The 23,296-nt window shown below is 47.2% G+C and carries 22 protein-coding genes and 2 tRNA genes; 18 read left to right on the forward strand and 6 right to left on the reverse strand.

Annotation, left to right across the window (positions count from 1 at the left end):
- The first annotated feature begins 71 nt into the window (after positions 1-71).
- Entirely contained in the window at positions 72-1,841 is a 1,770-nt protein-coding gene (argS, locus tag EJV45_RS07090; RefSeq protein WP_129714966.1) for an arginine--tRNA ligase, read from the forward strand.
- Positions 1,842-1,853: 12 nt separating this feature from the next.
- On the opposite strand, the gene EJV45_RS07095 is transcribed toward argS, so the two are convergent.
- Positions 1,854-2,975, reverse strand: coding sequence for an AI-2E family transporter (locus EJV45_RS07095; protein WP_129714967.1), 1,122 nt, complete (start codon positions 2,973-2,975; stop codon positions 1,854-1,856).
- 139 nt (positions 2,976-3,114) lie between these two features.
- Between EJV45_RS07095 and mgrA the strand changes: the two genes are divergently transcribed.
- Positions 3,115-4,107 carry an L-glyceraldehyde 3-phosphate reductase gene (gene mgrA, locus EJV45_RS07100; RefSeq protein ID WP_129714968.1) on the forward strand — a complete coding sequence of 331 codons (993 nt, stop codon included), beginning with the start codon at positions 3,115-3,117 and terminating at the stop codon, positions 4,105-4,107.
- 89 nt (positions 4,108-4,196) lie between these two features.
- On the opposite strand, the gene EJV45_RS07105 is transcribed toward mgrA, so the two are convergent.
- Positions 4,197-5,888, reverse strand: a complete 1,692-nt coding sequence (locus EJV45_RS07105) for a helix-hairpin-helix domain-containing protein (protein WP_129714969.1) — start codon at positions 5,886-5,888, stop codon at positions 4,197-4,199.
- Positions 5,889-5,966: 78 nt separating this feature from the next.
- Between EJV45_RS07105 and EJV45_RS07110 the strand changes: the two genes are divergently transcribed.
- The gene (locus EJV45_RS07110) at positions 5,967-6,608 is read left to right on the forward strand and encodes a hypothetical protein (RefSeq protein ID WP_129714970.1); all 642 of its coding nucleotides are present in this window, start codon (positions 5,967-5,969) and stop codon (positions 6,606-6,608) included.
- Between the two features lie 54 nt (positions 6,609-6,662).
- On the opposite strand, the gene sppA is transcribed toward EJV45_RS07110, so the two are convergent.
- Positions 6,663-8,429, reverse strand: coding sequence for a signal peptide peptidase SppA (sppA, locus tag EJV45_RS07115; protein ID WP_129714971.1), 1,767 nt, complete (start codon positions 8,427-8,429; stop codon positions 6,663-6,665).
- Between the two features lie 54 nt (positions 8,430-8,483).
- Between sppA and folK the strand changes: the two genes are divergently transcribed.
- Both folK and EJV45_RS07125 read left to right on the forward strand, forming a co-directional pair.
- Positions 8,484-8,978 (forward strand): 2-amino-4-hydroxy-6-hydroxymethyldihydropteridine diphosphokinase, encoded by a 495-nt coding sequence (folK, locus tag EJV45_RS07120; RefSeq protein ID WP_129714972.1) that lies wholly within the window; start codon positions 8,484-8,486, stop codon positions 8,976-8,978.
- Between the two features lie 18 nt (positions 8,979-8,996).
- Positions 8,997-9,374, forward strand: coding sequence for an Hpt domain-containing protein (locus tag EJV45_RS07125; RefSeq protein ID WP_129714973.1), 378 nt, complete (start codon positions 8,997-8,999; stop codon positions 9,372-9,374).
- Between the two features lie 67 nt (positions 9,375-9,441).
- Here EJV45_RS07125 and pssA read toward each other — a convergent pair whose 3' ends face one another.
- Both pssA and rho read right to left on the reverse strand, forming a co-directional pair.
- Positions 9,442-10,128 carry a CDP-diacylglycerol--serine O-phosphatidyltransferase gene (pssA, locus tag EJV45_RS07130; protein WP_129714974.1) on the reverse strand — a complete coding sequence of 229 codons (687 nt, stop codon included), beginning with the start codon at positions 10,126-10,128 and terminating at the stop codon, positions 9,442-9,444.
- 63 nt (positions 10,129-10,191) lie between these two features.
- Positions 10,192-11,826, reverse strand: a complete 1,635-nt coding sequence (gene rho, locus EJV45_RS07135; RefSeq protein WP_129714975.1) for a transcription termination factor Rho — start codon at positions 11,824-11,826, stop codon at positions 10,192-10,194.
- A gap of 269 nt (positions 11,827-12,095) precedes the next feature.
- Here rho and pyrF point away from each other — a divergent pair, with 269 nt between their 5' ends.
- Genes pyrF through EJV45_RS07150 form a run of 3 tightly spaced genes read left to right on the forward strand, consistent with a single transcriptional unit; the run spans position 12,096 to position 14,478 of the window.
- Positions 12,096-12,929 (forward strand): orotidine-5'-phosphate decarboxylase, encoded by an 834-nt coding sequence (gene pyrF / locus EJV45_RS07140; RefSeq protein WP_129714976.1) that lies wholly within the window; start codon positions 12,096-12,098, stop codon positions 12,927-12,929.
- Between the two features lie 42 nt (positions 12,930-12,971).
- Positions 12,972-14,255, forward strand: a complete 1,284-nt coding sequence (locus EJV45_RS07145; protein ID WP_129714977.1) for a DUF2851 family protein — start codon at positions 12,972-12,974, stop codon at positions 14,253-14,255.
- Between the two features lies 1 nt (position 14,256).
- Positions 14,257-14,478 carry a PspC domain-containing protein gene (locus EJV45_RS07150; protein WP_129714978.1) on the forward strand — a complete coding sequence of 74 codons (222 nt, stop codon included), beginning with the start codon at positions 14,257-14,259 and terminating at the stop codon, positions 14,476-14,478.
- 4 nt (positions 14,479-14,482) lie between these two features.
- Here EJV45_RS07150 and EJV45_RS07155 read toward each other — a convergent pair whose 3' ends face one another.
- Positions 14,483-15,133, reverse strand: coding sequence for an ankyrin repeat domain-containing protein (locus EJV45_RS07155; protein WP_129714979.1), 651 nt, complete (start codon positions 15,131-15,133; stop codon positions 14,483-14,485).
- Between the two features lie 293 nt (positions 15,134-15,426).
- Between EJV45_RS07155 and EJV45_RS07160 the strand changes: the two genes are divergently transcribed.
- The 10 genes from EJV45_RS07160 (at position 15,427) to EJV45_RS07205 (ending at position 23,293) form a co-directional block, all read left to right on the forward strand.
- Entirely contained in the window at positions 15,427-17,973 is a 2,547-nt protein-coding gene (locus tag EJV45_RS07160) for a DNA translocase FtsK (RefSeq protein WP_129714980.1), read from the forward strand.
- A gap of 10 nt (positions 17,974-17,983) precedes the next feature.
- Positions 17,984-18,631 carry an outer membrane lipoprotein carrier protein LolA gene (locus EJV45_RS07165; RefSeq protein WP_129714981.1) on the forward strand — a complete coding sequence of 216 codons (648 nt, stop codon included), beginning with the start codon at positions 17,984-17,986 and terminating at the stop codon, positions 18,629-18,631.
- A 73-nt stretch (positions 18,632-18,704) separates the two neighbouring features.
- The gene (locus EJV45_RS07170) at positions 18,705-18,977 is read left to right on the forward strand and encodes a hypothetical protein (RefSeq protein ID WP_129714982.1); all 273 of its coding nucleotides are present in this window, start codon (positions 18,705-18,707) and stop codon (positions 18,975-18,977) included.
- 33 nt (positions 18,978-19,010) lie between these two features.
- Positions 19,011-19,778, forward strand: coding sequence for an MBL fold metallo-hydrolase (locus tag EJV45_RS07175; RefSeq protein ID WP_129714983.1), 768 nt, complete (start codon positions 19,011-19,013; stop codon positions 19,776-19,778).
- Positions 19,779-19,895: 117 nt separating this feature from the next.
- Positions 19,896-19,978 (forward strand) — tRNA-Leu (locus tag EJV45_RS07180).
- 20 nt (positions 19,979-19,998) lie between these two features.
- Positions 19,999-20,082 (forward strand) — tRNA-Leu (locus EJV45_RS07185).
- A 194-nt stretch (positions 20,083-20,276) separates the two neighbouring features.
- A complete protein-coding gene (locus EJV45_RS07190; protein WP_129714984.1) occupies positions 20,277-20,708 on the forward strand; it encodes a DUF2147 domain-containing protein in 432 nt (143 codons plus the stop codon).
- Positions 20,708-21,727: an oxidoreductase gene (locus EJV45_RS07195; RefSeq protein WP_240755222.1), complete on the forward strand. Its 1,020-nt coding sequence runs from the start codon at positions 20,708-20,710 to the stop codon at positions 21,725-21,727. Before EJV45_RS07190 ends, EJV45_RS07195 begins: the two co-directional genes overlap by 1 nt.
- 95 nt (positions 21,728-21,822) lie before the next feature.
- Positions 21,823-22,236: a two-component system response regulator gene (locus tag EJV45_RS07200; RefSeq protein ID WP_165305007.1), complete on the forward strand. Its 414-nt coding sequence runs from the start codon at positions 21,823-21,825 to the stop codon at positions 22,234-22,236.
- Entirely contained in the window at positions 22,223-23,293 is a 1,071-nt protein-coding gene (locus EJV45_RS07205) for a sugar transferase (RefSeq protein WP_129714985.1), read from the forward strand. Before EJV45_RS07200 ends, EJV45_RS07205 begins: the two co-directional genes overlap by 14 nt.
- The last annotated feature ends 3 nt before the right edge of the window (positions 23,294-23,296 follow it).

A 23,296-nucleotide genomic window follows, 5' to 3' on the forward strand; every position in this document is an offset into this window, starting at 1 on the left:
CTGAACGCTTACAGGAAATAATTTTTTCTCCGCGGAAGCGGATTTACCTGTTCGATACCTATTTTTGCCGCATGGATTTTATCGTTGAGGCGGCCCGGAAGGCCATTCAGGAGTTGTATGGGGCAGATGTTCCCGCAGATGTTATTTCTTTACAGGAAACCCGAAAGGAATTTGAAGGCCAGGTTACCATTGTCGTGTTCCCGATTGTACGGTATTCCAAAAAAAATCCGGCAGAAACTGCAGAAGATATCGGTGCATATCTTCAGGCCAACGTTCCCGAAATAACCGCCTACAATGTGGTAAAAGGTTTTCTTAACCTGGTACTCAGTACTGAATATTTTCTGAACATCTTCCATGCGCATACGCTGGCTGCTTCGTTTGGCGAAATTGCCCCTAATGGCAAAAGAGTGATGGTCGAATATTCTTCGCCGAATACCAACAAACCCCTTCACCTTGGTCACGTCCGCAATAACCTGCTGGGTTACTCCGTAGCAGAATTGCTGAAAGCCAGCGGTTACGACGTGATAAAAGTAAACCTGGTCAACGACCGCGGTATTCACATCTGTAAGTCTATGCTGGCCTGGCAAAAGTGGGGCAATGGAGAAACGCCGGAAAATTCTGGCCTGAAAGGCGATCATCTGGTGGGGAAATACTACGTCATTTTTGATGCGGAGTACAAGAAAGAAATTAAGACGCTTACAGAGGCAGGACAAAGTGAGGAACAGGCAAAGAAGGCCGCTCCGTTGATCGTGGAAGCGCAACAAATGCTGCAGAAATGGGAAGCAGGCGACCAGGAAGTCATTTCGCTATGGGAAAAAATGAATGGTTGGGTGTATGATGGCTTTGGAATCACCTATGCAAACCTCGGCGTAGACTTTGACCGCTTTTACTACGAGAGCAACACGTATCTGCTTGGTAAAGACAACATCCAGGAGGGACTGGACAAGGGTGTCTTTTTCAAAAAAGAGGATGGTTCAGTTTGGATTGACCTGACCGCAGATGGTTTAGACGAAAAATTAGTGCTGCGCGCCGACGGCACCTCGGTCTACATTACACAGGATATTGGTACTGCACAGCTGAAGCAGGATGACTACCAGATGGACGAGTCGATCTACGTAGTGGGCAACGAACAGGATTACCATTTCAAGGTGTTATTCCTTATTCTCGATAAATTAGGCAAGCCATGGGCAAAGGGCCTGTACCACCTGTCTTATGGCATGGTCGACCTGCCGAGCGGCAAAATGAAATCCAGGGAGGGCACCGTTGTAGATGCAGACGATCTGATTGCCGAGATGATCGAAACGGCCCGACAAAAGACCGAAGAACTGGGTAAAACAAACGATTTTCCGGAGGCAGATAAAAACGAGCTTTACAGGAATATCGGCCTGGGTGCGCTGAAATATTTCCTGCTTAAAGTAGAGCCGAAAAAACGTTTACTTTTTGATCCGAACGAGTCGATAGACTTCCAGGGCCACACCGGTCCTTTTATTCAATATACGCATGCACGGATCCGGTCGCTGCTTGCCAAGGCTGAATACCAGCCCGGAGCGGAGTTGGCAGGTATTGAGCTTTCGGAAACCGAACTTGATATGCTCATGCTGCTTTCAAAATACCCGCAACAGATTGTTGATGCCGCTGCGGCTCATAGTCCGGCGGTGATGGCTAATTACCTTTTTGAGCTGGCCAAAGCATTTAATAAGTTTTATCACGAAATTCCGCCGATCGTCAAAACCGAGGCCGGTCCGCAGAAGCAATTCAGACTTAACATTTGCCGAGTTACGGGCGATGTATTGAAGAAAGGGATGAGCCTGCTTGGCATCGTCGTACCTGAGCGTATGTAAGCTACCGGGGCGTTATTTTGGCACGTCGCCCGATCTGGTTGGGATCGGTTTCTTTTTCCTGAAGGCAGGGAAGGTCATCGGGCTGCGCGCCGGACGTTCATCGCCGAGCAGTACGCCCCACTGTTTGAACATGTCTGAGCGGTCAAAGATAATTTTTAACACCGCGATAATAGGCAGGGCGAGGAACATGCCTGATATACCGGCCACACTGCCGCCGATGAAGACGCCGAGGATAGCAAAAAGTGCATTGATCTTCACTTTTGAGCCGACAATACGCGGCATCAGGATGTTATTGTCCAGGAACTGCACAAAGGCGATTACTGCCAGTACGGTGATGACCGGCCAGAGTTCCTGCGAAGAAGCCAGCGTTATTAAAACACCTATAACGTTACCGATCAGCGCACCGACATACGGAATGAGGTTCAGAAGCGCAAACAAAACCCCGATCAGCAGCGCATGTTTGATGCCTACTATAAGCAGGATACCGCCCAGAAGCACCGTCATATAGGTGACCTGGATCAGCAGCCCCACCAGGTAACTCTTTATGATCGACTCGGTTTCGTAAATAGCCTCTTTCACCCTGTCATGTTGCTCAGGTTTGAACCACATGAAGATAAACCGGAGCAAAATGTCTTTATAAAAAAGCATCAGGTAAATATAAATGGGCAGCAAACCAATAAACACAAAGGTTGATGAAAGTGATGTGGCCGCACCACCCGCCAGGCCACCGGCCATATTCAGCAGGTCATTGCTTTTTTCATCAAGAAACTTGCGTTGTTCTGTTGTTGAATAATGCGTCAGGTTCTCGATCCAGTTGCTCAGGGAGTTGATATGCAGGGTAACATTCTTTTTGATCTGGGGAAAATCTTTTACCAGCACACTCAGCTGCGAGGAGAAGAACCAGCCAAGCAAACCGAAAACGATAGCCACCAGCAAAATCGGCAGCACGATAGCCAGCACCTCAGGAAACCGCTTACGTTTGAGAAACCTGAACATAGGAAGAAGCATTATACTTATGAAAAACGCCATCAGCACAGGCATGATGATATTGTTTCCAATAACAAGCACGGTGCCCAGGGCAAGTAAACCCAGAAGTTCAATTGATCTCTTTACGGTAAGTGGAAATTCCTTCATTTGAAATAATTTGCTTCAGTGTAAACACCACGTTCAGACAAAAGTTTTCGCAATAAAAGATCAATTTGCTTTTAAAGGTTGCTGTTGCAGGCGTTTCGCGGCGTAAAATTCGATAAGTTTGTATTCCTAAAATTCAGCTATGACATATTTGCCCAATCCAACCCGGTATCGCGACATGCAATACAGGCGCTGTGGCAGCAGCGGATTAAAATTGCCGGTACTTTCGCTCGGTCTGTGGCATAATTTCGGTGGCGTAAATAATTTCGAAAATGGCCGCGCAATGGTGCGAACCGCTTTCGATCTTGGCGTTACACACTTCGATCTTGCCAATAATTACGGTCCGCCTCCCGGCTCGGCCGAAGAAAATTTCGGATCTATTCTGCAAAAGGATTTTTCCGGTTACCGGGATGAACTGATTATTTCTTCAAAGGCCGGGTACACCATGTGGGAAGGCCCATATGGCGACTGGGGTTCAAAAAAGTACCTGGTATCCAGCCTGGATCAAAGCCTCCGGCGGATGAAACTTGATTACGTTGATATTTTTTATCACCACCGGCCCGATCCCGAAACACCGCTTGAAGAAACCATGTCTGCCCTGGACCTGATTGTGCGCCAGGGGAAAGCTTTGTATGTGGGTATCTCAAACTATGCAGCACCGGAGGCAGCCAGGGCGATAGCTATTCTGAATAACCTGGGTACGCCCTGTTTAATTCACCAGCCGAAATATTCGATGTTTGAACGCTGGGTAGAAGGCGGATTGCTGGATGTGCTCGGTAAAGAGGGCGTTGGCTGTATTCCCTTTTCACCGCTGGCACAGGGTCTGCTCACTGACAAATACCTGCATGGTATTCCGGCAGACTCGCGTGTTGTAACAAGCGGCCAGTTTTTAAATGAAAGCCACATTACACCGGCAAACGTTGAGAAAGCAGCAAAACTGAATGCTATTGCTGTTAAAAGGGGTCAAAAGCTAGCACAGATGGCCCTTTCATGGCTGCTTAAAGATGAGCGTATTACCTCTGTCCTGATCGGTGCCAGCAAACCGGAGCAGATCACAGATTCTGTAGGCTGTATGCATAACATTACTTTCAGCGAGACAGAACTCGCGGAAATTGAGGCTATCCTTGCCGTTTAGTTTCTGCGCCTGGGGAAACTATTTTGAAGATCCTCATTGAAATAAACTGAACAATAGTAGTTTAGGGATTGGTAAACGTTGCAGGCGTTCTACATGTTACGCCTGTTTCTTCGGTGCTCAAAATAAGATTCTATTTCAGCAAGGCCATATGCGTTAAGACATCTGGCCTTGCTTAAACCGCCTTTTCGCGCTACCAGAACACCATAGCGCATATCGTGAAAGCCTTCGTTCCGGTGCGCATCGGGATTGATTGAAAGCAACACACCTTTTTCCAGCGCATAACGATGCCAGCGCCAGTCGAGGTCCAGCCGAAGCGGATTTGAATTAATTTCGATTACAACACCATTGGCTGCACAGGCGTCGATCACCTTTTTATAGTCGATCGGATAGCCCGCCCGGGTCAGCAGCAATCGTCCGGTCGGATGTCCGAGAATCGTGGTGTACGGATTTTCGATCGCTTTGATCAGCCTCGCGGTTGCCTTTTCTTCATCCATTTTAAGGTTACTGTGCACTGAAGCAACCACGAAATCAAAAGTCTTTAATACATCTTCAGCAAAGTCAAGTGAGCCGTCGCCGAGAATATCGCTTTCAATTCCTTTGAAAATCCTAAATCCGTCAAGCCGGGTATTCAGTTCATCTATTTCCCTGTGCTGCGCCGCCACGCGCTCCTCATAAAGGCCATGCGCATACACAGCTGTTTTTGAGTGATCGCAAATACCTAGGTATTCCAGTTTAAGCACATCCCGGCAGAAAACGGCCATTTCCTCCAGGCTGTGCACACCGTCGCTCCATGTTGAATGGTTGTGCAGCGTGCCGCGGAGATCTTCGTATGTGATGAGTCCCGGCAGGGTGTTGGCTGCCGCCATATCCAGGTAGCCCGCATCTTCACGCAGTTCCGGTTCGACAAATGCCAGGCCGGCAGCAGCATAAAGTGATTGTTCGCTGTCAAATGCCTGCGCCTGCACCTTCGCAAGCACTGCCTCAACATGTGCTGCTGAGCCTGTCTGTTTGAAAAGCTCGAGCGCCAAATCTGCCGGATAGCAAAGGTTGAGGTTTACACGCAAGCCTTCAGCTGTCTGTCCGCTGAAATGTGTTTCGCTCACCGATACCAGGGGGACATCGGGAAATTCTGACAGACAGGCCGCTGCCTGACCAGCATGATCGGTTGACATGACAAAATCCAATTCATCTATGATCTCAAGGCGCCGCCTCAAAGCCCCGGCGATTTCTATCCGGGCATTGCCATCAAAACTTTTTGCCCAGGATAAAAGAGCCTGGCTGAGGTCATGAGCAAGCGGTTCTGCGCGGGCATAAAGGAAACGCCCGTTTGCGGCAAGCTTAAACTCGATGGCCCGTTTAATTTCTTCCTGTGTTTTAAGCCCGAAACCCTTTGCCTCTATCAGGCGGTTTTCATTACAGGCGTAGTACAGCTCGCCGACAGTCTCAATGCAGAGGATGCGCCAGATAATGGCAATCTTTTTTGGGCCAATACCTTTCATGCCGAGCATCTCAACAACACCCGCCGGTGTTTGCGCGCGAAGTTCCTCCGTTTCATGCATCGTGCCGGTTTGCAGCAGCTCGGTGATTTTGGCTGCAATGCTTTTTCCGATTCCGTCAATTTTGGCCAGCTCTTCAGCCGATTTTGCGTCCAGTCTGAACGGAAGTTTGTCTGCTTTGAAGGCAGCATTAGCTACAGATTTGATTTTGAACGGATTGTGCTCATGTAACTCCATTAGTTGAGAGAGAAGACGCAAACTGCGCGAAATGGCTTTGTTTTCCATGGGTCTAAATTAGAAAAAAGCAATCGCGTAGCCAAAGCGGTGCAAAAACAGATTGCCGTTACCAGTTGTTGTTTTGTTATGAAAACGCCTGTATTTTTTGTCTTGCTTCTCGTCATGTTTGGCCTGGCCTGCACACGTTCGGTGAAAATATCTTCGGAAAGCGCTACGGCCGCTGACACTGCTCAGGCAGGGATGCCGTCTCCGGCCGATGTCCCTGAACACCGGCTGGTTGTGCCGGGCGCCGCAGTCGGGCACCTGGCTATTGGAGCCGACATGCAGGCCGTACTTCAAAAATTAGGTAAGCCGAATGCGGGAGACGCAGCCATGGGAAGCGCCTGGTCTGTATGGTATCATCCTGATTCAACCACTTCTGTCAATGACGATGAGCTCGGCATTTTCTCAGCCTATGCCGACAGCGGTATGGTCAGGAAGGAGATCAGGCAGATCAGGGTAACATCCCCTGACTTCAGGACCGACCTGGGAATAGGCGTGGGATCGTCATCAGCGGAGCTAAGAAAACTTTACCCTGCAGCCAAACCCGCCGGGCGCTTGCTAAACAAACGACTTAAAGATACACTGTCTGTATATGATGATGCGCAGCAAGGTATAGCTTTTGACGTAATCAGGCAACGTATTACGGGATTGTCGGTACATAAAAAAGGAGTGGCCTTTCAACAGGGTTATCTGACGTTGAACAAAGAATGGCAGCCGTTGCCATAAAAAAAGCCCCCGGAGTTTTGACCTCGGGGGCTCTTCGTGATCATGTTGCTTCTTTTATTTAATGGAAGCTTCAAACGGCATTCGGGCCAAAAAACCCGTGCGGCTGCTGATTTCCTTTATCTTCTTGTAAACCGGGTATTGCTCGCCCAGTTCTTCTTTGATCAGCGCCATTTTGATCTTGTCAGAGCTGTTATCCAGCAATGACTGCAGCGGACTGATCATTTCGGGGTAATCCATTACCTTATATTCTTTCAGACCGGCTTTTTTTGCTGCTGCCGCAATGGCGTCGTTGAATGAACCGATGCGGTCTGCCAGGCCGATGCGAACGGCATCTGTGCCAACCCATACATGACCACCACCAATGCTGTCTACATAACTTTTTGATTTTTTACGGCCATCTGCGACCCGCTGAAGGAAACCACTGTATATACGGTTCAGTTCTGCCTGGATAATTGCACGTTCAGCAGGGGTCATAGGGCGGTTTGTGCTCATGATGTCCGCGTATTTACCCGTCTTCACGCCATCGAAAGTAATGCCCAGCTTTTCATTCATCAGCTTTTGAAAATTCGGAATAATACCGAAGATCCCAATTGAGCCGGTGATGGTGTTTGGCTGTACAAAAATACTGTCTGCTGCACAACCGATATAATAACCACCTGAAGCGGCAACATCGCCAAACGAAGCGATAACGGGCTTCGATTTACGCGTTAAGACTACCTCACGCCAGATCACATCAGATGCAAGTGCGCTCCCACCCGGTGAGTTCACCCTCAGTACAACAGCCTTTACCTTTTTATCAAGGCGCGCTTTGCGGAGTGCGCGGGAAATCCGTTCTGAGCCTATCTGCTCATCACTTCCTTCTCCGCCCATAATGTCGCCATTCGCGTAAACAACGGCTATCTTATCTGACGATTCAGCTTTCTCTGAAGCGTTTTGAGCATAGTCGTTAATAGTTATCGAGTTGATATTGTCGTCCGCATCCTTACCGCTTAACTTCTTGAGCTCGGTAAGTACCTCGTCTTTGTATTTCAGCGCATCGACAACTTTAAGACGGAGCGCATCTGCGGGACTTTGAACAAGCAGTTCGTTTGCAATATGCGCCAGGCTGTCTTTTGAAACCTTTCGCGACGCCGCGATGTCACTCAGGAATGTATTGTAAAGGCCGCTCACATATGCTGTAACCTGTTTGCGGTTATAATCGCTCATCTTATCATAGATAAATGGCTCTACGGCGCTTTTGTAATTGCCCACCCTTACAATCTGGGCTTCGACACCCAGTTTTTCCAGTGCACCTTTAAAGAAAGTGAGTTCAGAACTGAAGCCTTTCAGCTCTACGGTACCTTCGGGATTCAGGTAAACCTTATCTGCCGCCGACGCGAGGTAGTAAGCACCCTGCGAGTAATATTCGCTGTACGCGATGACCTTTTTTTTGCTGCTCCGGAAATCAATGATCGCATTCCTGACTTCGCGCATCGTTGCCATCCCCGCATTTGGTCCGGTTACATTGATGTAAACACACTTTATATTGTCGTCTGTTCTGGCTTTTTTCAATGCCCGGATCACATCGGCAAAACCAATTGTCTTTGATGTTTCCCCGCCAATAACCGGTACGCCTGCAAGCGGATTTTTTGATGTACGTTCGCTGATCTGCTGATCAAGGTTCAGAAAGAGTACTGAATTCGCAGCAATTTCAACAGATTTATCCTCGTTCGCTGAACTTATGACCACGCCGATAATCACTGCAAACAAGATAAAGAGTAAAAACAGAGATATAAAGAAACCGATAATTGTTGCAAAAAGCGTCTTAAAAAATTCTCTCATGTGGCGGTTATGTGTTTATTTTGTAAAGGTATAAAAATAGATTAGAGACCAATCATGCTATCAGACGAGAAGAATGCCTATTTGTTACTGGGAAGTAACCTTGGCAATCGCCTGCAATACCTGGACAATGCCGTTTCAATGATCGGCGAACGGCTGGGGCTTGTTGATCAGTCTTCTTCAACCTATGAGACGGCCGCATGGGGGAAAACCGATCAGCCGGCCTTTCTCAACAGGGCAGTGTCGCTGCAGACGCGACTTGATCCGCCTTCGCTGCTTGAGGGAATTTTAAAGATCGAGAACGAACTGGGACGTGTACGGCAGGACCGGTGGGGCGAGCGGCATATCGATATTGATATCATCTTCTACGCAAAGGAAGTTGTGGAAATTCCAGGTAAACTGCGTATACCACATGCGGAGCTCGCAAACCGGAAATTTGTCCTTTTGCCATTGGCAGAAATTGCCCCCGATTTCGTACACCCGGTATCAGGCCATACGGTATCTCAAATGTTGGCAAAATTAGATGATCCGCTTGCTGTTACAAAGATTTAATTCTATAGATTTGTTTTTATGATAGATGCCAGTAAAAATTCCCAACCGGTAGATCTTTCTTACCTGAGCGATATGGCGGGCGATAGTCCCGAGTTCATGATCGAAATGATTGATCTGTTCAAATCGCAGACGCCGGTATATATTGCCGAGCTTGAGCAGGCCGTGAAGGAAAAAGATTGGACGAAAGTTTCCATGCATGCGCACCGCGTAAAACCGACCTTTATCTATGTAGGCCGCGACGACGCGAAAAATCATATGCAGCTTATGGAAAATAACGCCAAAGCTGGTCAGGATCTCGACCAGATTCCACAGGCGCTTGAAGAACTGAAAAGCATGCTTGCCAGTTTATATCAGCAGTTGGACATAGCACGGCAGGACCTGGAAGCAAGGATTTAGACCTTAATTCTTACAGAAAGACAGCACCAAACCGGCCGGCAGCCGGTTTTTTTGTGTCCTGAGCTGCTTATGAGGGTAGCTTTAACTTCCTGAAATGGAGCACCGAAAAGGCGATGTATAACACCAGCACGAACGGAATTGCCGCAAACCGGAGAACGGCCAGCAAAATGGCTGATACAATCAGGAAAAGATACCGGTATTTGTTTGATTCCCAGGAAACCGATCCCAGTTTGAGTGAAAAGATGCGTATTTCGCTAACCAGCAACAGGCTGCAACCTACCGTAATGGCGAGCAGCAGGAGCGTGGAACCGATCACGTGCGGATAATCTTCGGCAATGAACGGCAGCGAAACAATGAACAGCGTATTCATCGGTGTATTTAAGCCAATAAAATCCTCTGTCTGCCGCTCGTCAATGTTAAATTTAGCAAGGCGCAGGGCAGAAAAAATTGTGATGAGAAATCCGAAATAGGGCAGGAGGGTCGACGTATAATCGGCAGACATCAGCAGCTGATACATCACCACACCTGGTAAGAAACCGAAACTAACCATGTCAGCAAGCGAATCGAGTTCCTTGCCGATGGCAGATTTTACGTGCAGCAACCGGGCAGCAAACCCGTCAAAAAAATCAAATATGCCCGAAATCAGAACGCAGTAGGCGGCTGCCTGCAGATCGCCGTTAAAGGCAAGCACAATTCCTGCACAGCCTGATGCCAGGTTAGCGCAGGTTAGCGCATTTGGAATGTGTTTTTTCATTGGTGGAAAGTAAAAAAAAGCCGGCAAATGCCGGCTCTCTTTTTTTATAGCCTTGTCCGGATGCTAAGAATTCATCGAGATCAGGAACTCTTCGTTCGTTTTTGTGCCTTTGATCTGGGCCTGTACAAACTCCATAGCTTCCTGTGCATTCATGTCGGCCAGGTGATTGCGGAGAATCCAGACGCGTTGCAGTGTATCGCGGTCGTGCAGCAGGTCGTCGCGGCGGGTACTTGAAGCCGTGATGTCGATTGCCGGGAAGATACGTTTGTTTGAAAGTTTGCGGTCAAGCTGGAGCTCCATATTGCCCGTACCCTTGAACTCTTCAAAGATCACCTCGTCCATTTTTGAACCGGTATCGGTCAGTGCAGTAGCGAGAATGGTAAGCGAACCGCCGCGTTCAATATTGCGGGCCGCACCAAAGAACCGTTTTGGCTTATGAAGCGCATTTGCATCGACACCACCAGAGAGAATCTTTCCTGACGCCGGTGCTACCGTATTATAAGCTCTGGCCAGGCGGGTAATCGAATCGAGCAGGATGACAACATCATGCCCGCTTTCTACAAGTCGCTTGGCCTTTTCAAGTACAATGTTCGCAATTTTTACGTGACGGTCTGCCGGTTCATCAAATGTTGAAGAAATTACTTCAGCCCTTACGCTGCGAGCCATGTCAGTTACCTCTTCAGGCCGCTCGTCGATCAGCAGGATAATGAGGTAAACTTCAGGGTGGTTCGAAGCGATCGAATTTGCAACCTCCTTAAGCAGGTTCGTTTTACCTGTTTTTGGTTGTGCTACGATCAGACCACGTTGCCCCTTACCGATTGGTGTAAACAGGTCCATAATGCGGGTCGAATAATTGCTCGCCTCGGTAAACAGGTTCAGTCGCTCGGTTGGGAAAAGCGGTGTAAGGTAGTCGAAAGGTACGCGGTCACGTACATCAGCCGGCAGGCGCCCATTGATGGTCTCTACCCGTACCAGTGGAAAATATTTTTCACCTTCTTTTGGTGGGCGGATGCTCCCTTTAACCGTGTCGCCCGTTTTCAGTCCAAATAATTTGATCTGCGACTGCGACACATAAATATCGTCTGGTGATGTAAGGTAATTATAATCGGCAGAGCGAAGGAAACCGTATCCGTCCGGCATAATTTCCAATACGCCCTCATTTGTGATGACGTTATCGAAATCCAGATTTGAATAACTGTTTTCGTTTTTGCCCTGGTTCTGATTGTTTTTATTATGGTTTCGGTTATCGTCTTTTGGCTGATGCCGTGTGCGCTGCTGCTCGGCTGCTGCTGCTTCTTCTGCCGCTTTATATGGATCGGTTTCAACCGGTGCTGCAGGAGCTTCAACACGGCTCTCGCGTTCTGGTTGTTCAAACAGGGTAGCGCTGTCAGCGGTTGATTTGGCAGGTGCCGCATCTTTGCTGATTCGTGCCCGCTTGCGCGAACCTTTATCAGCTGTTTCTGTTTTTTCCGGCCTTGAGACTCTCACTTTCGGGCTTGCAACCGCAACCTCCGGCTCCGGTTCAGCCGCTTCCGGCTCCGGTGTCTGCGTTGCCGGGGCAGCCTGCTGCTGGAAGTACATGATGCCTTCTACCAGGTCGATCTTTCGAAGTTTGTCGGCATTTTCGATACCAAACGACTTGGCAAGCTCACGTAACTCGGGTGTGAGTTTATCATTTAGGTCTGTTTTGCTAAACATTAGAATTTGTGTGTTACAAGAAAATTGAATAATTATTTTATCTGATGAGCTAGGTAAAAAATGCTAAAGCTGTTTTGGAAAGCTGAAATCGCTATATTTTTCCGAGATGGTCAGATAAACTTTTGAGAATTATGCTGCAATTGTATGGATTTGTTAAGTAATGTACAAGAGAAAGTTAAAATTGTTTGAAAAAAATAATGGCCGGTGGGGGACGTCCGGTATGAATTACGCCGTCTAAATTAGCATATTTGCAACAAAAATACGTATTTATGAACAGAGCGCAGCTTTTTGAACAGATAAAAATTAAAAGATCATTTTTATGTATTGGCCTGGATCCGGTTCTGGAAAATATTCCCGAGCATCTTCTAGACGATGAAGATCCTATATTTTCGTTCAATAAAGCTATCATAGATGCCACAGCCGACTTGTGTGTAGCGTACAAGCCAAACACGGCCTTTTATGAGATGTATGGCGCAAAAGGCTGGACCTCCCTGCAGAGAACCTGGTCATATATCGATAAGGATATTTTTACCATTGCTGACGCAAAGCGTGGCGACATTGGCAATACCTCAAAAATGTATGCCAGCGCTTTTTTCAATGAAAAGCAATCAGGTATGGGATTCGATGCCGTTACCGTTGCGCCTTATATGGGCAGCGATTCGGTAATTCCTTTTTTGAACCACGAACACAAATGGGTAATCCTGCTCGCTCTTACCTCTAACGCAGGCAGCGTAGATTTTCAGTCGCTGCAGACCGGCAGTAAAAACCGGTTGTATGAAGAGGTGATGTTGCGCGCTTTGAAATGGGCCAGCGCCGACCAGATCATGTTTGTAGTCGGGGCTACAAAACCGGATGCTTTTAAAGAACTTCGTGCGCTTGCGCCCGACAGCTTTTTTCTCGTGCCGGGTATCGGCGCGCAAGGCGGAAACCTGGCAGACGTTTGCCGCTTCGGCTTAAACAAGAACTGTGGTTTACTCGTTAATTCTGCCCGGCAGGTTATTTATGCTGGCAGCGGGAAAGACTTTGCCGAAAAGGCTAGGGCAGAAGCCTTAAAAGTGCAGCAGGAAATGGAACAAATTCTACAGTCGGCGTTAATTCTTTAAGAGAAAATAAATTTCTTATAAATTATTTTTGTATCTTTAGAGATGTATTTCTCTGAAGAGTTTCTGCATTATATCTGGCGCTTTCGTCGGTATGAGCCTGCAGCATTGGTCTGCGACGGGGAGCCGGTGCAGGTCCTGGCGCCGGGTTCATATCATCAGGACTCGGGCCCGGATTTCAGTCTGGCGCAGATACGCATTGGCAAAACACTCTGGGTGGGGGATGTGGAAATCCATATCAAAACATCTGACTGGCTCCTGCACGGGCATCAGCACGATGAAGCATATAATAATGTGATTCTGCATGTTGTGTATGAACACGATCAGAAGATTACGCGACCCGATGGCAGCCCGCTTCCGGTCTTGTCTCTGCATAACCACGTTTCGCTCGGCCTGGTTGATACCTACAACCGGCTGCAGTTGTCGCAGGGTTATTTTCCCTGTGCAGCCACGATTGGCCAGGCAAACAAAACCGTTGTAAAGGCAATGCTGACAAGGCAACTTATAGCCCGTCTCGAAAAAAAATCAGCCGAGGTGCTTCAAACGCTTGCACTACTCAAGGGCGACTGGGAGGAGACATTTTATCGTTTCCTGGCCCGCAACTTCGGGTTTAAGGTCAATGCGCAGCCATTTGAACTGCTTGCCCGGTTGCTTCCTTACCGGATATTAGCCCGGTGCCGGGGCAACCGTTTTCAGATGGAAGCGCTACTCTTCGGCGTAGCCGGGATGCTCGACCATTTACGTACCGAAGACCTCTATCCGGTAAAATTGCAGCGGGAGTTTACTTATCTGCAGAAAAAATACCGGCTCAAAAAGGTCCCTATCTCCATGTGGAAGTTTATGCGCATGCGTCCGCAGAATTTCCCGTCGCTTCGTATCGCGCAGTTTGCCGCGCTGCTGAACCGTCCGGAGCCGTTTTTTGCCGGTATCCTGGCTTTGAGACAACCCGAAGATATCAGCAGTCTGTTTGGTCGTTGCAATATGCATACGTTCTGGACCGAACACTACCATTTTGGAAAACGAGCCAGGCAGGTAGGAAGTGGTTTGGGTAAAGATTCTGTTCATAACCTTCTTGTTAATACCGTTTCACTGTTTCTTTTTGTTTACGGCAGATACACCGGTAACGAGATGTACGTACAACTGGCGCTAAACTTGCTTGAGGCTATTCCCCCGGAAGATAATACCATTATCAGGAACTACTGCAGGGCGGGTTTGGATATAGACAACGCATTCTTTTCTCAGGCGGTCCTTGAATTAAAAAAAAACTGGTGCGACGGGAAAAAATGTGTACATTGTAGTATAGGCATCAACCTGTTAAAAAACGTTTGATATGTTTCAGCGAATCGTTACCTATTTCGAGCAGCAAAGTTTTGGCGTCTGCACATATCTGGCTGAAAAGCTCAGGTTATCAACCGCCGGGGTGAGGCTTTTTTTTATCTACTCATCCTTTCTCGCGGTTGGCTTTCCGCTTATTTTTTATGTGCTGGCAGCGGTGGTTCTCGATGTGAGACGCTACATGCGCAAAATCAGGACACGGATCTGGGATTTGTAACCCTCTAGTCTGTCAGGATCTTCGCAATCTGCTGATGACCTGCATCAAGCGCCAGGTCTGCCGGCGATTTACCGCCCTCCATCTGTACATTCGTTGCTGCACCATATTCAAGCAGCAGTATAATCAATTCAATGTTACCGGATTCCGCAGCTGAATGCAAAGGTGTTATGCCTGCCTGCTGGCGTACGTTCACCTGCGCCCCGGCGTGCAACAGCATTGAGGCAATTGCGGTACTGCCTGAAGCAGCCGCAGAGTGCAACGGGTAGACATCAAAGCCGTTTTGCGAGCATATGTTACAGTCTGCACCGCGGCTAAGCAAAATTTTTACAGCTTCTTCCCGGCCAAAATAACAAGCGAGTCCTAAAGCCGTGAAGCCATCGGGCGAATGGCGGTTTACCGAGGCAGGTTCGGCGAAAAGCAAGCTGGTAAGTGACTCGGCATCGCCGGTAGCGGCGGCCTCGTATAGATTTAGCGGTCCTGAGAGTTCTGAGAGAACTGACACCAGTTCCGGCCGTTTATAATAGCAGGCAAGTAAAAGCGGACTTACCCCAAATGAAGTTTCGACGGTAGCAAGATCCGGTCTTTGGATCAGGAGGGACTTGAGTGAAGCAGCGTCTCCGGAAACGATTAGCGCCTCTAACGTAGGATTGCTCATAGGATCTGTCTGATTGGTTTAGCTGGCTAAGATAACAACAAACGGAAAATAGTGAAACAAGACCCGGCAGACATAAAAAATCCGCCGGTACCACCGGCGGAAAAACCTAAAACTAAATCCGTTAAAGACTGAAACGTTTCTTGTGTGCTGTATTTGTCTGACAACCCGCACGACAAATGGTTTAATGGCGACCAAAAACAAAAATGCATCAGGCGTAAGCCGAGGATAATTTCTGCAATGCCCGCAGTTCACAGGATATCTTTTATATTTGTTGCTGGCTTAAAATTTAGAAAATGGCGTTGAAGGGAAACCAATTTAAAAACAATACTTTCAAGAACCAGGGAGACAAGTCATCTGAGCGTGGATCTGGCAGATCCGGGCAAAAGAAGATCAATTTTCCACAACTGGATATGCATGATGGCAGGGCGTTGAAAATAGTTGGCCTTGTGTTTGTATTGCTGGCCTTTTATTTTCTCGGTGCCTTTACTTCTTACCTCTTTAGCTGGCGCGACGATCAAAGTTATGTAATTGACGCAAATGGCGGCTGGAGCAACCTTTTCCGCACAACTGAAGAGCTCAAAGATGCGGGCGTGACAACCCCGGTAGTGCAGAACTGGCTTGGAAAAGTTGGTGCATTACTGTCCCATCAATTTATCTATGAATGGTTCGGACTTGCTTCATTTCTTTTTGTATTTGTCTTTTTTGTAGCAGGTTACCGGTTGTTATTTAAAGTGCGCATCCTGCCCATCGGCAAAACACTTAGCTACAGCTTTTTCTTCCTGATATTTTTGTCGGTTTTTCTGGGGTTTGCACACAGTTTTTTCAAAGACGCGCCTCACTATGTGGAGGGCGAATTCGGCTTTTGGTCTAACAGGCTTCTCGCTGCCCAGATTGGCAGCGCCGGTGTTGGCGGATTGCTCGCCTTTGCTTTCCTGACCATGCTTATCGTTGCTTATAACATTGACTTTAAACTGCCGGAACGTAAGCGGGCCGAATTTGCGACACCGGAGCCGGCAGACGATATTGAACTTGAGAATGAAGTGCGCTCTGAGCCTGTAGAATTTCCGCTGCCTGCACGCGCTCCTCTAACAAAAAAGCGCGAGCAAAATGTAGTATTAACGCCGACGCGTTTTGAGGAGGAAGAGCCGGTTGTCGATTTTTCGCTTCGCGCTACTGAACCGGTACCGCCTGTTGAAAATGCTTTTCAGAAAGCGATGCCGCTGGCGGTTACGCCGGTCGCCGAACCCGAAAAGCCCGAACCCGAACTTACCATTGAAAAGTCTGAGGAAGAACGTAAATCTGATGACCTGATCGAACAGTTCGGTGCGTACGACCCGACCCTGGACTTATCCAGCTATCGTTACCCAACACTGGACCTGCTCGAGAACTATGGCTCAAATAAAATTTCTGTTAATGCCGATGAGCTCGAAGCCAATAAAAATAAAATTGTCGAGACGCTGAATCATTACAACATCGAAATCGATAAAATTAAGGCGACTATCGGGCCGACCGTAACACTTTATGAGATCATTCCGGCACCGGGCGTTCGGATCTCAAAGATCAAAAACCTCGAAGACGATATTGCGCTGTCGCTGGCCGCACTTGGTATCCGCATTATTGCCCCAATGCCTGGAAAAGGAACGATTGGCATCGAAGTGCCTAATCAGCACCCTGAAATGGTTGCGATGCGAAGCGTATTGGCAACCGAAAAGTTTCAGCAGACAACAATGGATCTGCCAATCGCACTCGGAAAAACCATTTCTAACGAAGTTTATATTGCTGACCTTGCCAAAATGCCCCACCTGCTGGTAGCGGGTGCAACCGGACAGGGTAAATCTGTAGGTATCAACTCCATTCTTGTATCCCTGCTTTATAAAAAGCACCCCTCGCAGTTGAAGTTTGTGTTGGTCGATCCGAAGAAAGTCGAGCTGACACTGTTTAATAAAATTGAGCGGCACTTCCTGGCTAAACTTCCCGGTGAAGCCGATGCGATCATTACAGATACAAAAAAGGTAATCAACACCCTGAATTCGCTTTGTATCGAAATGGACCAGCGTTACGATCTGCTCAAAGATGCACAGGTACGTAATCTGAAGGAGTACAATGAAAAGTTCATAAAACGTAAACTCAACCCCAATAACGGACACCGTTTTCTTCCGTTCATCGTGCTGATTATTGATGAGTTTGCAGACCTCATGATGACTGCAGGCAAAGAAGTTGAAACACCTATAGCAAGGCTTGCTCAGCTGGCCAGGGCCATTGGCGTTCACCTGGTTCTGGCTACACAACGGCCTTCGGTAAACATCATTACGGGTACAATTAAGGCGAACTTCCCGGCCAGGCTGGCCTTCAGGGTATTATCGAAGATCGACTCGCGTACCATTCTTGACAGCGGTGGGGCAGATCAGCTGATCGGCCGGGGCGACATGCTTCTGGCTACAGGAAGCGACTTAATCAGGCTACAGTGTGCGTTTGTGGATACGCCTGAAGTTGACAGGGTTTCTGAGTATATCGGTAACCAGAGGGGCTATGCTGAAGCATATCAGTTGCCTGAATATCTGGATGAGTCTTCTGAAAGCAGTATGAAAGACTTTGACCCCGATGACCGGGATCCGATGTTCGAGGATGCGGCCAGGCTGATCGTATTGCATCAGCAGGGGTCCACATCGCTTATACAGCGCAAGTTGAAGCTTGGTTATAACCGTGCCGGCCGTATCATTGACCAGCTGGAGGCGGCAGGCGTCGTAGGACCGTTCGAAGGTAGTAAAGCCCGCGAAGTATTACTTCCTGACGAATATGCTTTGGAACAATTCTTGACCAACCTGGGCAAAGGAAATTAATTTAAAGAACATGAAGAAGATCATGCTGGCCCTGTTCGTAGTGGCCACTGCTGCGGTAGCGCAGGCCCAGACAGACGCAAAAGCCAAAGCGATTCTGGGTGAGGTGAGCAAGAAATACCGCTCTTATAATATCGTTAAGACAGACTTCACATTTACGCTCGAAAACCCTAAAGCAAAAGTGAAAGAAACACAGCAGGGCACGCTGCTGGTAAAAGCCAATGCAAATAAATACAAAGTGATCATGACCAACCAGGAGTTGTTCAGCGATGGCAAAAGTCAGTGGACGTATTTGAAAAACGATAAAGAGGTTCAGGTGAGCAATGTTGACAACAGCAGCGATGCGATTAACCCGGCCAAAATATTTACCGTTTATGAACGCGGCTTTAAATATAGCTATGCCGGCCAGAAAAAAGTGGGTGCGAAGGTTTATGAGTTGATTGACCTGTCTCCTGCAGACAGCAAGAGATCATTTTCAAAGGTTAAACTGACCATCGACAAAGCGGCAAAACAGATCTCCAACATTGTAATTTATGACAAAAACGGCAACACGTATACCTACCATGTGCGTGCTTTCACGCCGAATGTTAAGATCCCGGAAACAACTTTTGCGTTCGACGCTAAAAAATACCCGGGCGTAGAGGTCGTAGACCTTCGCTAGAAGCGGCATCTTATCAGGATAATACAGAGGTTTGAGGCTCACTGCCACAAACCTTTTTTATTACATTTGTTTTATGAGTTTGTCCATGACCAACCATACGCTTGAAAAGCTTGAACAGCTTTTTGATGCATTGGGTTACAAGATCAGATACGAAAAAGGAAATTTTAAGTCAGGCTCTTGTGTACTTGAACACAGTAAAGTAGTCGTGATAAACCGGTTTTCAAACCTGGAAGGCAAGATTCAGGCTATGGTGAATCTGCTGCGGCGTGAGAATACAGACATCAGCGCTTTTGATGAGAAGCAGAAGCAATTTTATCTTTCCCTTACACAGAATGAATTATTTTAAAAGGCAGCACCTGAAGCAGAAGCAGCAAGATATATGAAAATTACGTTTTTAGGTACGGGAACGTCGCAGGGAATTCCTGTTATAACCTGTCCGTGTGCAGTTTGCCAGTCGACAGACCCGCGTGACAAAAGACTGCGGGTTTCTGTGTTTATCGAAACCGGTTCAGAGTCAATCTGTATTGACAGTGGTCCTGATTTCAGATATCAGATGCTCCGTGCCGGAATCCAGGACCTTGATGCAATTGTATATACGCATGAACATAAGGACCATATAGCGGGTCTCGACGACATCAGGCCTTTTAATTATCTGCGGCACAAACATATCGATATCTATGCTGTAGAACGCGTTCAACAAGCGCTGAGGCGTGAGTTCTCCTACATTTTTTCAGATCAGAAATATTTCGGTTTGCCACAGATCAAAATGTATGAGATTAACAATGGTGAGGATTTTTCGATAGGAGAAACCAGGATTAAGCCCTTCAGCATTATGCATCACCTGCTTCCCATAACAGGATACCGGATAGGTGATTTCGTTTACATCACAGATGCGAAGACAGTGCCTCCGGAGTCGCTCGATGTAATAAAAGGTTGTGATGTGCTAGTGATAAATGCTTTACAGCGTGAACCGCATGTCTCTCATTTTACTTACGATGAGGCGCTCGACTTTGCTGCCGGAGTGGGGGCGCGACAGACTTATTTGACGCATATGAGCCATAATCTGGGCAAGCATGCAGACGTTGAACGCGACCTGCCGCAAGGCTTGCATCTTGCGTACGATGGTTTGGTATTAGATCTTGGTTAGGGCTGAAAAATAATACCCTGATTCAAAGGAGTTAAGCTGTAATATTAAAAAATCATAAAAAAAAACGCTCAAATTGTTTTGGCATTTTTTTATTAAGCCTATATTTGCAGCACAATTACCCGGGTGGCGAAATTGGTAGACGCACCATCTTGAGGGGGTGGCGTCCTAAGGACGTGGCAGTTCGAATCTGCTCCCGGGTACAGTTCTTCATATCTTGCATGCCCGGATGGCGAAATTGGTAAACGTTGCGGTCTCAGAAGCCGTTGGAAGAAGTTCCTTGAGAGTTCGAGTCTCTCTTCGGGCACCCATCACAAAACAGATCTTAGTGTAAATACAGGATCTGTTTTTTTTGCTCTTCAAGTTACGTATGTCTTTGCAAGTCTGCATGCAAAATGACGAACCGCCAGGATTTCTTCCAAACAAAATCTGCTTTTTTTCCTTATTCATTGCGGATTCTGTGCCCCTTTTTATAAATTAGGATTTCAACCATAAAAAAACATGAAGAAATTTTTAGCGTGCCTGCTTCTCATTACGAGTGTAAGTCTTGCCTCTGTTGCCCAAAACAAAGATGCCATTATAGGCCGTTGGTTAAATGCTTCCGGCGAAGGGCAGATCGAGATCTACAAGAAGGGAAATAAGTATTACGGTAAACTCGCCTGGCTCAAAGAGCCGAACCTGAACGGTAAGCCAAAGCTGGATTCGAAGAACCCTGAAGCGAAATTGCGCGACCGGCCACTGCTGAATCTGGAAATACTCCGCGATTTTGATTACGATGACGGCGAATGGACAAACGGGAAAATTTATGATCCGAAGTCGGGAAAAACATACAGTTGTAACATGAGCCTGAAAGGAAATGACAGATTGAACGTTAGAGGATATATCGGCATATCGCTGATTGGAAGATCTGAAACATTCAAGCGCGTTAAATAGTGAAAATACTTTTTCTTTCCCTCCTTTGTTTGCCTTTATTCGTATCCGGACAGGAGTTTACACTGACACAGGTTGCTTCCGGTAAAAACACCAGTCTGCGCGGCCTGTCTGTGGTAAATGACAGCACAGTATGGGTCAGCGGAAGCAACGGCTGGATTGGTCGTACGACTACCGGAGGTGTAGAATGGCAATGGGTGCAACCGAAAGGCTTCGAAAAATTGGATTTCAGAGATATCGAAGCTTTCGATGATCAGCATGCGGTAGCACTGAATGCCGGCTCTCCTGCTTATATTCTACTCACGTCAGACGGGGGGAAAAATTGGGAAAAGGTATATGAAAATATCGATTCAGCTATATTTCTCGACGGTATGGCCTTTTGGGGCCGCATGAACGGGATTGTTTTCGGTGACCCGATTGCACGCAAGATGCCGATACTCAAAACTATCGATGGCGGGAAAACCTGGACAGATATTTCGTCAAATCTTAAATTTGATCTGGCAGAAGGCGAAGCCTCTTTTGCCGCAAGCGGATCGACCGTGAAGGCACTTCCCGGAGGGCGTACCTGGATAGCAACAGGAGGGAAAATTGCTAACATCTATTTTTCCGCCGATTATGGCGCAAACTGGGAAAGATATCCGTGCCCGATTTTGCAGGGCGAAGAAAGCACCGGCCCATTTTCGATCGACTTTCTTAATCGCAGCAAAGGGATCGCAGTTGGAGGTGATTACCGGAAAGATAAGGAAAACACAAATAATGTTTTACTTACTACCGATGGAGGCAAGACCTGGCGTAAGCCACAACGTCCTGTTAAAGGTTACCGCTCCGGGGTTGTATTTTATTCTGAAAAATATGCCTTCGCAACCGGGACATCAGGAACTGACGTTTCATTGGACGGCGGCGCCAACTGGCTGAATATCTCAGCAAGGGGTTTCAATGCTGTTCAGCGCGCAACAACTGGTAAGTCAGTCTGGTTGGCTGGCGCAGAAGGAACTATTTATGTGCTCGGCTTCGTTCCGTGACGCTGTTAACTAAAATTAAATTTTTGTAAAAAACACCCGAACATTAGAATTTTGGTATATTTGGATACCCATTGCTGTAGAATTGTTGAAATTCCATGCCCGTTTTTGTGAACTCTTCCCCGTCAAACAAGAAACAAATTCTCATCGTAGATGATGAACCCAGCATATTGAAGTTGCTTAACTTTATCTTATCTCCGATTTATCAGGTTTTTACTGTTACAAGCGGTTATAATGCGCACCTGTGGCTGGAGGAAGGTAATATGCCGGATCTGATCATTTCAGATATGAATATGCCGCATTTTGACGGACAGTCTTTTATGAAAAGCATAAAAATAAGTGGGTTTTACCGTGACATTCCGCTCGTTATTCTTTCTGCAGCGGAAGATCTCGATAACATTGTTAGCGAGATGCCATTTACGGTCGAAGCGTATCTGCCAAAGCCGTTCAATCCACAGGTTTTAAAGAATAAGATTTCTGAAATTTTGAGCGAAGATTATGTCCAGCAGTAGTCCCCTCAGCAGGAGCCAAGACAGGAGCAGGATCGTTTATTCCGGCGCCCGGCCACAATATTACCTCGGTGATAAAATTGACGATTTCGAACTGCAGCAGGTGGGCGATCTTGAAGCTTTGCGCACTTACCTGGATACCCTCACCATTTTTACTGCCCCTGATGTGATCATGATGGAGGTTGAGTCTGAAAGTGAGGTGCTCAACACTGTCCATTACATCAAAGATAACCTGCTTACGGCCGGTATCATTATCATCTTGCTGGCCGATAAAAAAGATGCTGCTTTTCGTAAAAAAGCCATCGAAGCGAAAGTACATGACCTGTATTTTACACCTTTTAATGCAGCCGATCTTGAGGAGCGTCTTGACTTTCTCGTTCGGTTCCGTCTAATCAGGCCAAATATCGCGAATCTGAACAACGCTAAAGTTGTACCGTATCGCATTCCTACGTTGAAGCGCGTTTTTGACGTAGTTGCATCACTCGGTATTTTGCTGGTTCTTTCTCCGCTTTTGATTGTCATTGCGATCCTCGTTAAACTTGATTCAAAGGGACCCCTTATCTATAAAAGCAAGCGCGTCGGGACCGGCTACAAGATTTTTGACTTTTATAAATTCCGCTCTATGAAAGTTGGAGCAGATGCGCAGTTAAAAGAACTGGCCGCGCTGAACCAATATGCGGATAAAAAAGAAGGAGGGGCGTTTTTCAAACTTAAAGACGATCCACGCGTTACGAAACTTGGTAATTTTATAAGGAAGACAAGTATTGATGAATTGCCACAACTCTTCAACGTGCTGAAAGGCGATATGTCTTTGGTAGGCAACCGGCCGCTTCCACTCTATGAGGCTGAGATGTTAACCTCAAATGAATGGTCGATGCGGTTTTTAGGTCCGTCAGGTCTTACAGGCCTTTGGCAGATCAGCAAACGCGGCAAAGCAGATATGTCTGAAACCGAGCGCAAAAAACTTGATAATTTTTATGCCCGCAATTACTCGATCCTCTTCGATCTGAAAATTTTGCTCGGCACAATACCGGCCTTATTCCAGAAAGAAAAAGTTTAAATT

This window comes from Pedobacter sp. SYP-B3415 (assembly GCF_004138205.1).
In the GTDB taxonomy this organism is placed as follows: domain Bacteria; phylum Bacteroidota; class Bacteroidia; order Sphingobacteriales; family Sphingobacteriaceae; genus Pedobacter.

Coding starts and splice junctions, on each gene's coding strand:
- argS (WP_129714966.1), top strand. CDS start 72: ATGGATTTTATCGTTGAGGCGGCCCGGAAGGCCATTCAGGAGTTGTAT.
- EJV45_RS07095 (WP_129714967.1), bottom strand. CDS start 2,975: ATGAAGGAATTTCCACTTACCGTAAAGAGATCAATTGAACTTCTGGGT.
- mgrA (WP_129714968.1), top strand. CDS start 3,115: ATGACATATTTGCCCAATCCAACCCGGTATCGCGACATGCAATACAGG.
- EJV45_RS07105 (WP_129714969.1), bottom strand. CDS start 5,888: ATGGAAAACAAAGCCATTTCGCGCAGTTTGCGTCTTCTCTCTCAACTA.
- EJV45_RS07110 (WP_129714970.1), top strand. CDS start 5,967: ATGAAAACGCCTGTATTTTTTGTCTTGCTTCTCGTCATGTTTGGCCTG.
- sppA (WP_129714971.1), bottom strand. CDS start 8,429: ATGAGAGAATTTTTTAAGACGCTTTTTGCAACAATTATCGGTTTCTTT.
- folK (WP_129714972.1), top strand. CDS start 8,484: ATGCTATCAGACGAGAAGAATGCCTATTTGTTACTGGGAAGTAACCTT.
- EJV45_RS07125 (WP_129714973.1), top strand. CDS start 8,997: ATGATAGATGCCAGTAAAAATTCCCAACCGGTAGATCTTTCTTACCTG.
- pssA (WP_129714974.1), bottom strand. CDS start 10,128: ATGAAAAAACACATTCCAAATGCGCTAACCTGCGCTAACCTGGCATCA.
- rho (WP_129714975.1), bottom strand. CDS start 11,826: ATGTTTAGCAAAACAGACCTAAATGATAAACTCACACCCGAGTTACGT.
- pyrF (WP_129714976.1), top strand. CDS start 12,096: ATGAACAGAGCGCAGCTTTTTGAACAGATAAAAATTAAAAGATCATTT.
- EJV45_RS07145 (WP_129714977.1), top strand. CDS start 12,972: ATGTATTTCTCTGAAGAGTTTCTGCATTATATCTGGCGCTTTCGTCGG.
- EJV45_RS07150 (WP_129714978.1), top strand. CDS start 14,257: ATGTTTCAGCGAATCGTTACCTATTTCGAGCAGCAAAGTTTTGGCGTC.
- EJV45_RS07155 (WP_129714979.1), bottom strand. CDS start 15,133: ATGAGCAATCCTACGTTAGAGGCGCTAATCGTTTCCGGAGACGCTGCT.
- EJV45_RS07160 (WP_129714980.1), top strand. CDS start 15,427: ATGGCGTTGAAGGGAAACCAATTTAAAAACAATACTTTCAAGAACCAG.
- EJV45_RS07165 (WP_129714981.1), top strand. CDS start 17,984: ATGAAGAAGATCATGCTGGCCCTGTTCGTAGTGGCCACTGCTGCGGTA.
- EJV45_RS07170 (WP_129714982.1), top strand. CDS start 18,705: ATGAGTTTGTCCATGACCAACCATACGCTTGAAAAGCTTGAACAGCTT.
- EJV45_RS07175 (WP_129714983.1), top strand. CDS start 19,011: ATGAAAATTACGTTTTTAGGTACGGGAACGTCGCAGGGAATTCCTGTT.
- EJV45_RS07190 (WP_129714984.1), top strand. CDS start 20,277: ATGAAGAAATTTTTAGCGTGCCTGCTTCTCATTACGAGTGTAAGTCTT.
- EJV45_RS07200 (WP_165305007.1), top strand. CDS start 21,823: ATGCCCGTTTTTGTGAACTCTTCCCCGTCAAACAAGAAACAAATTCTC.
- EJV45_RS07205 (WP_129714985.1), top strand. CDS start 22,223: ATGTCCAGCAGTAGTCCCCTCAGCAGGAGCCAAGACAGGAGCAGGATC.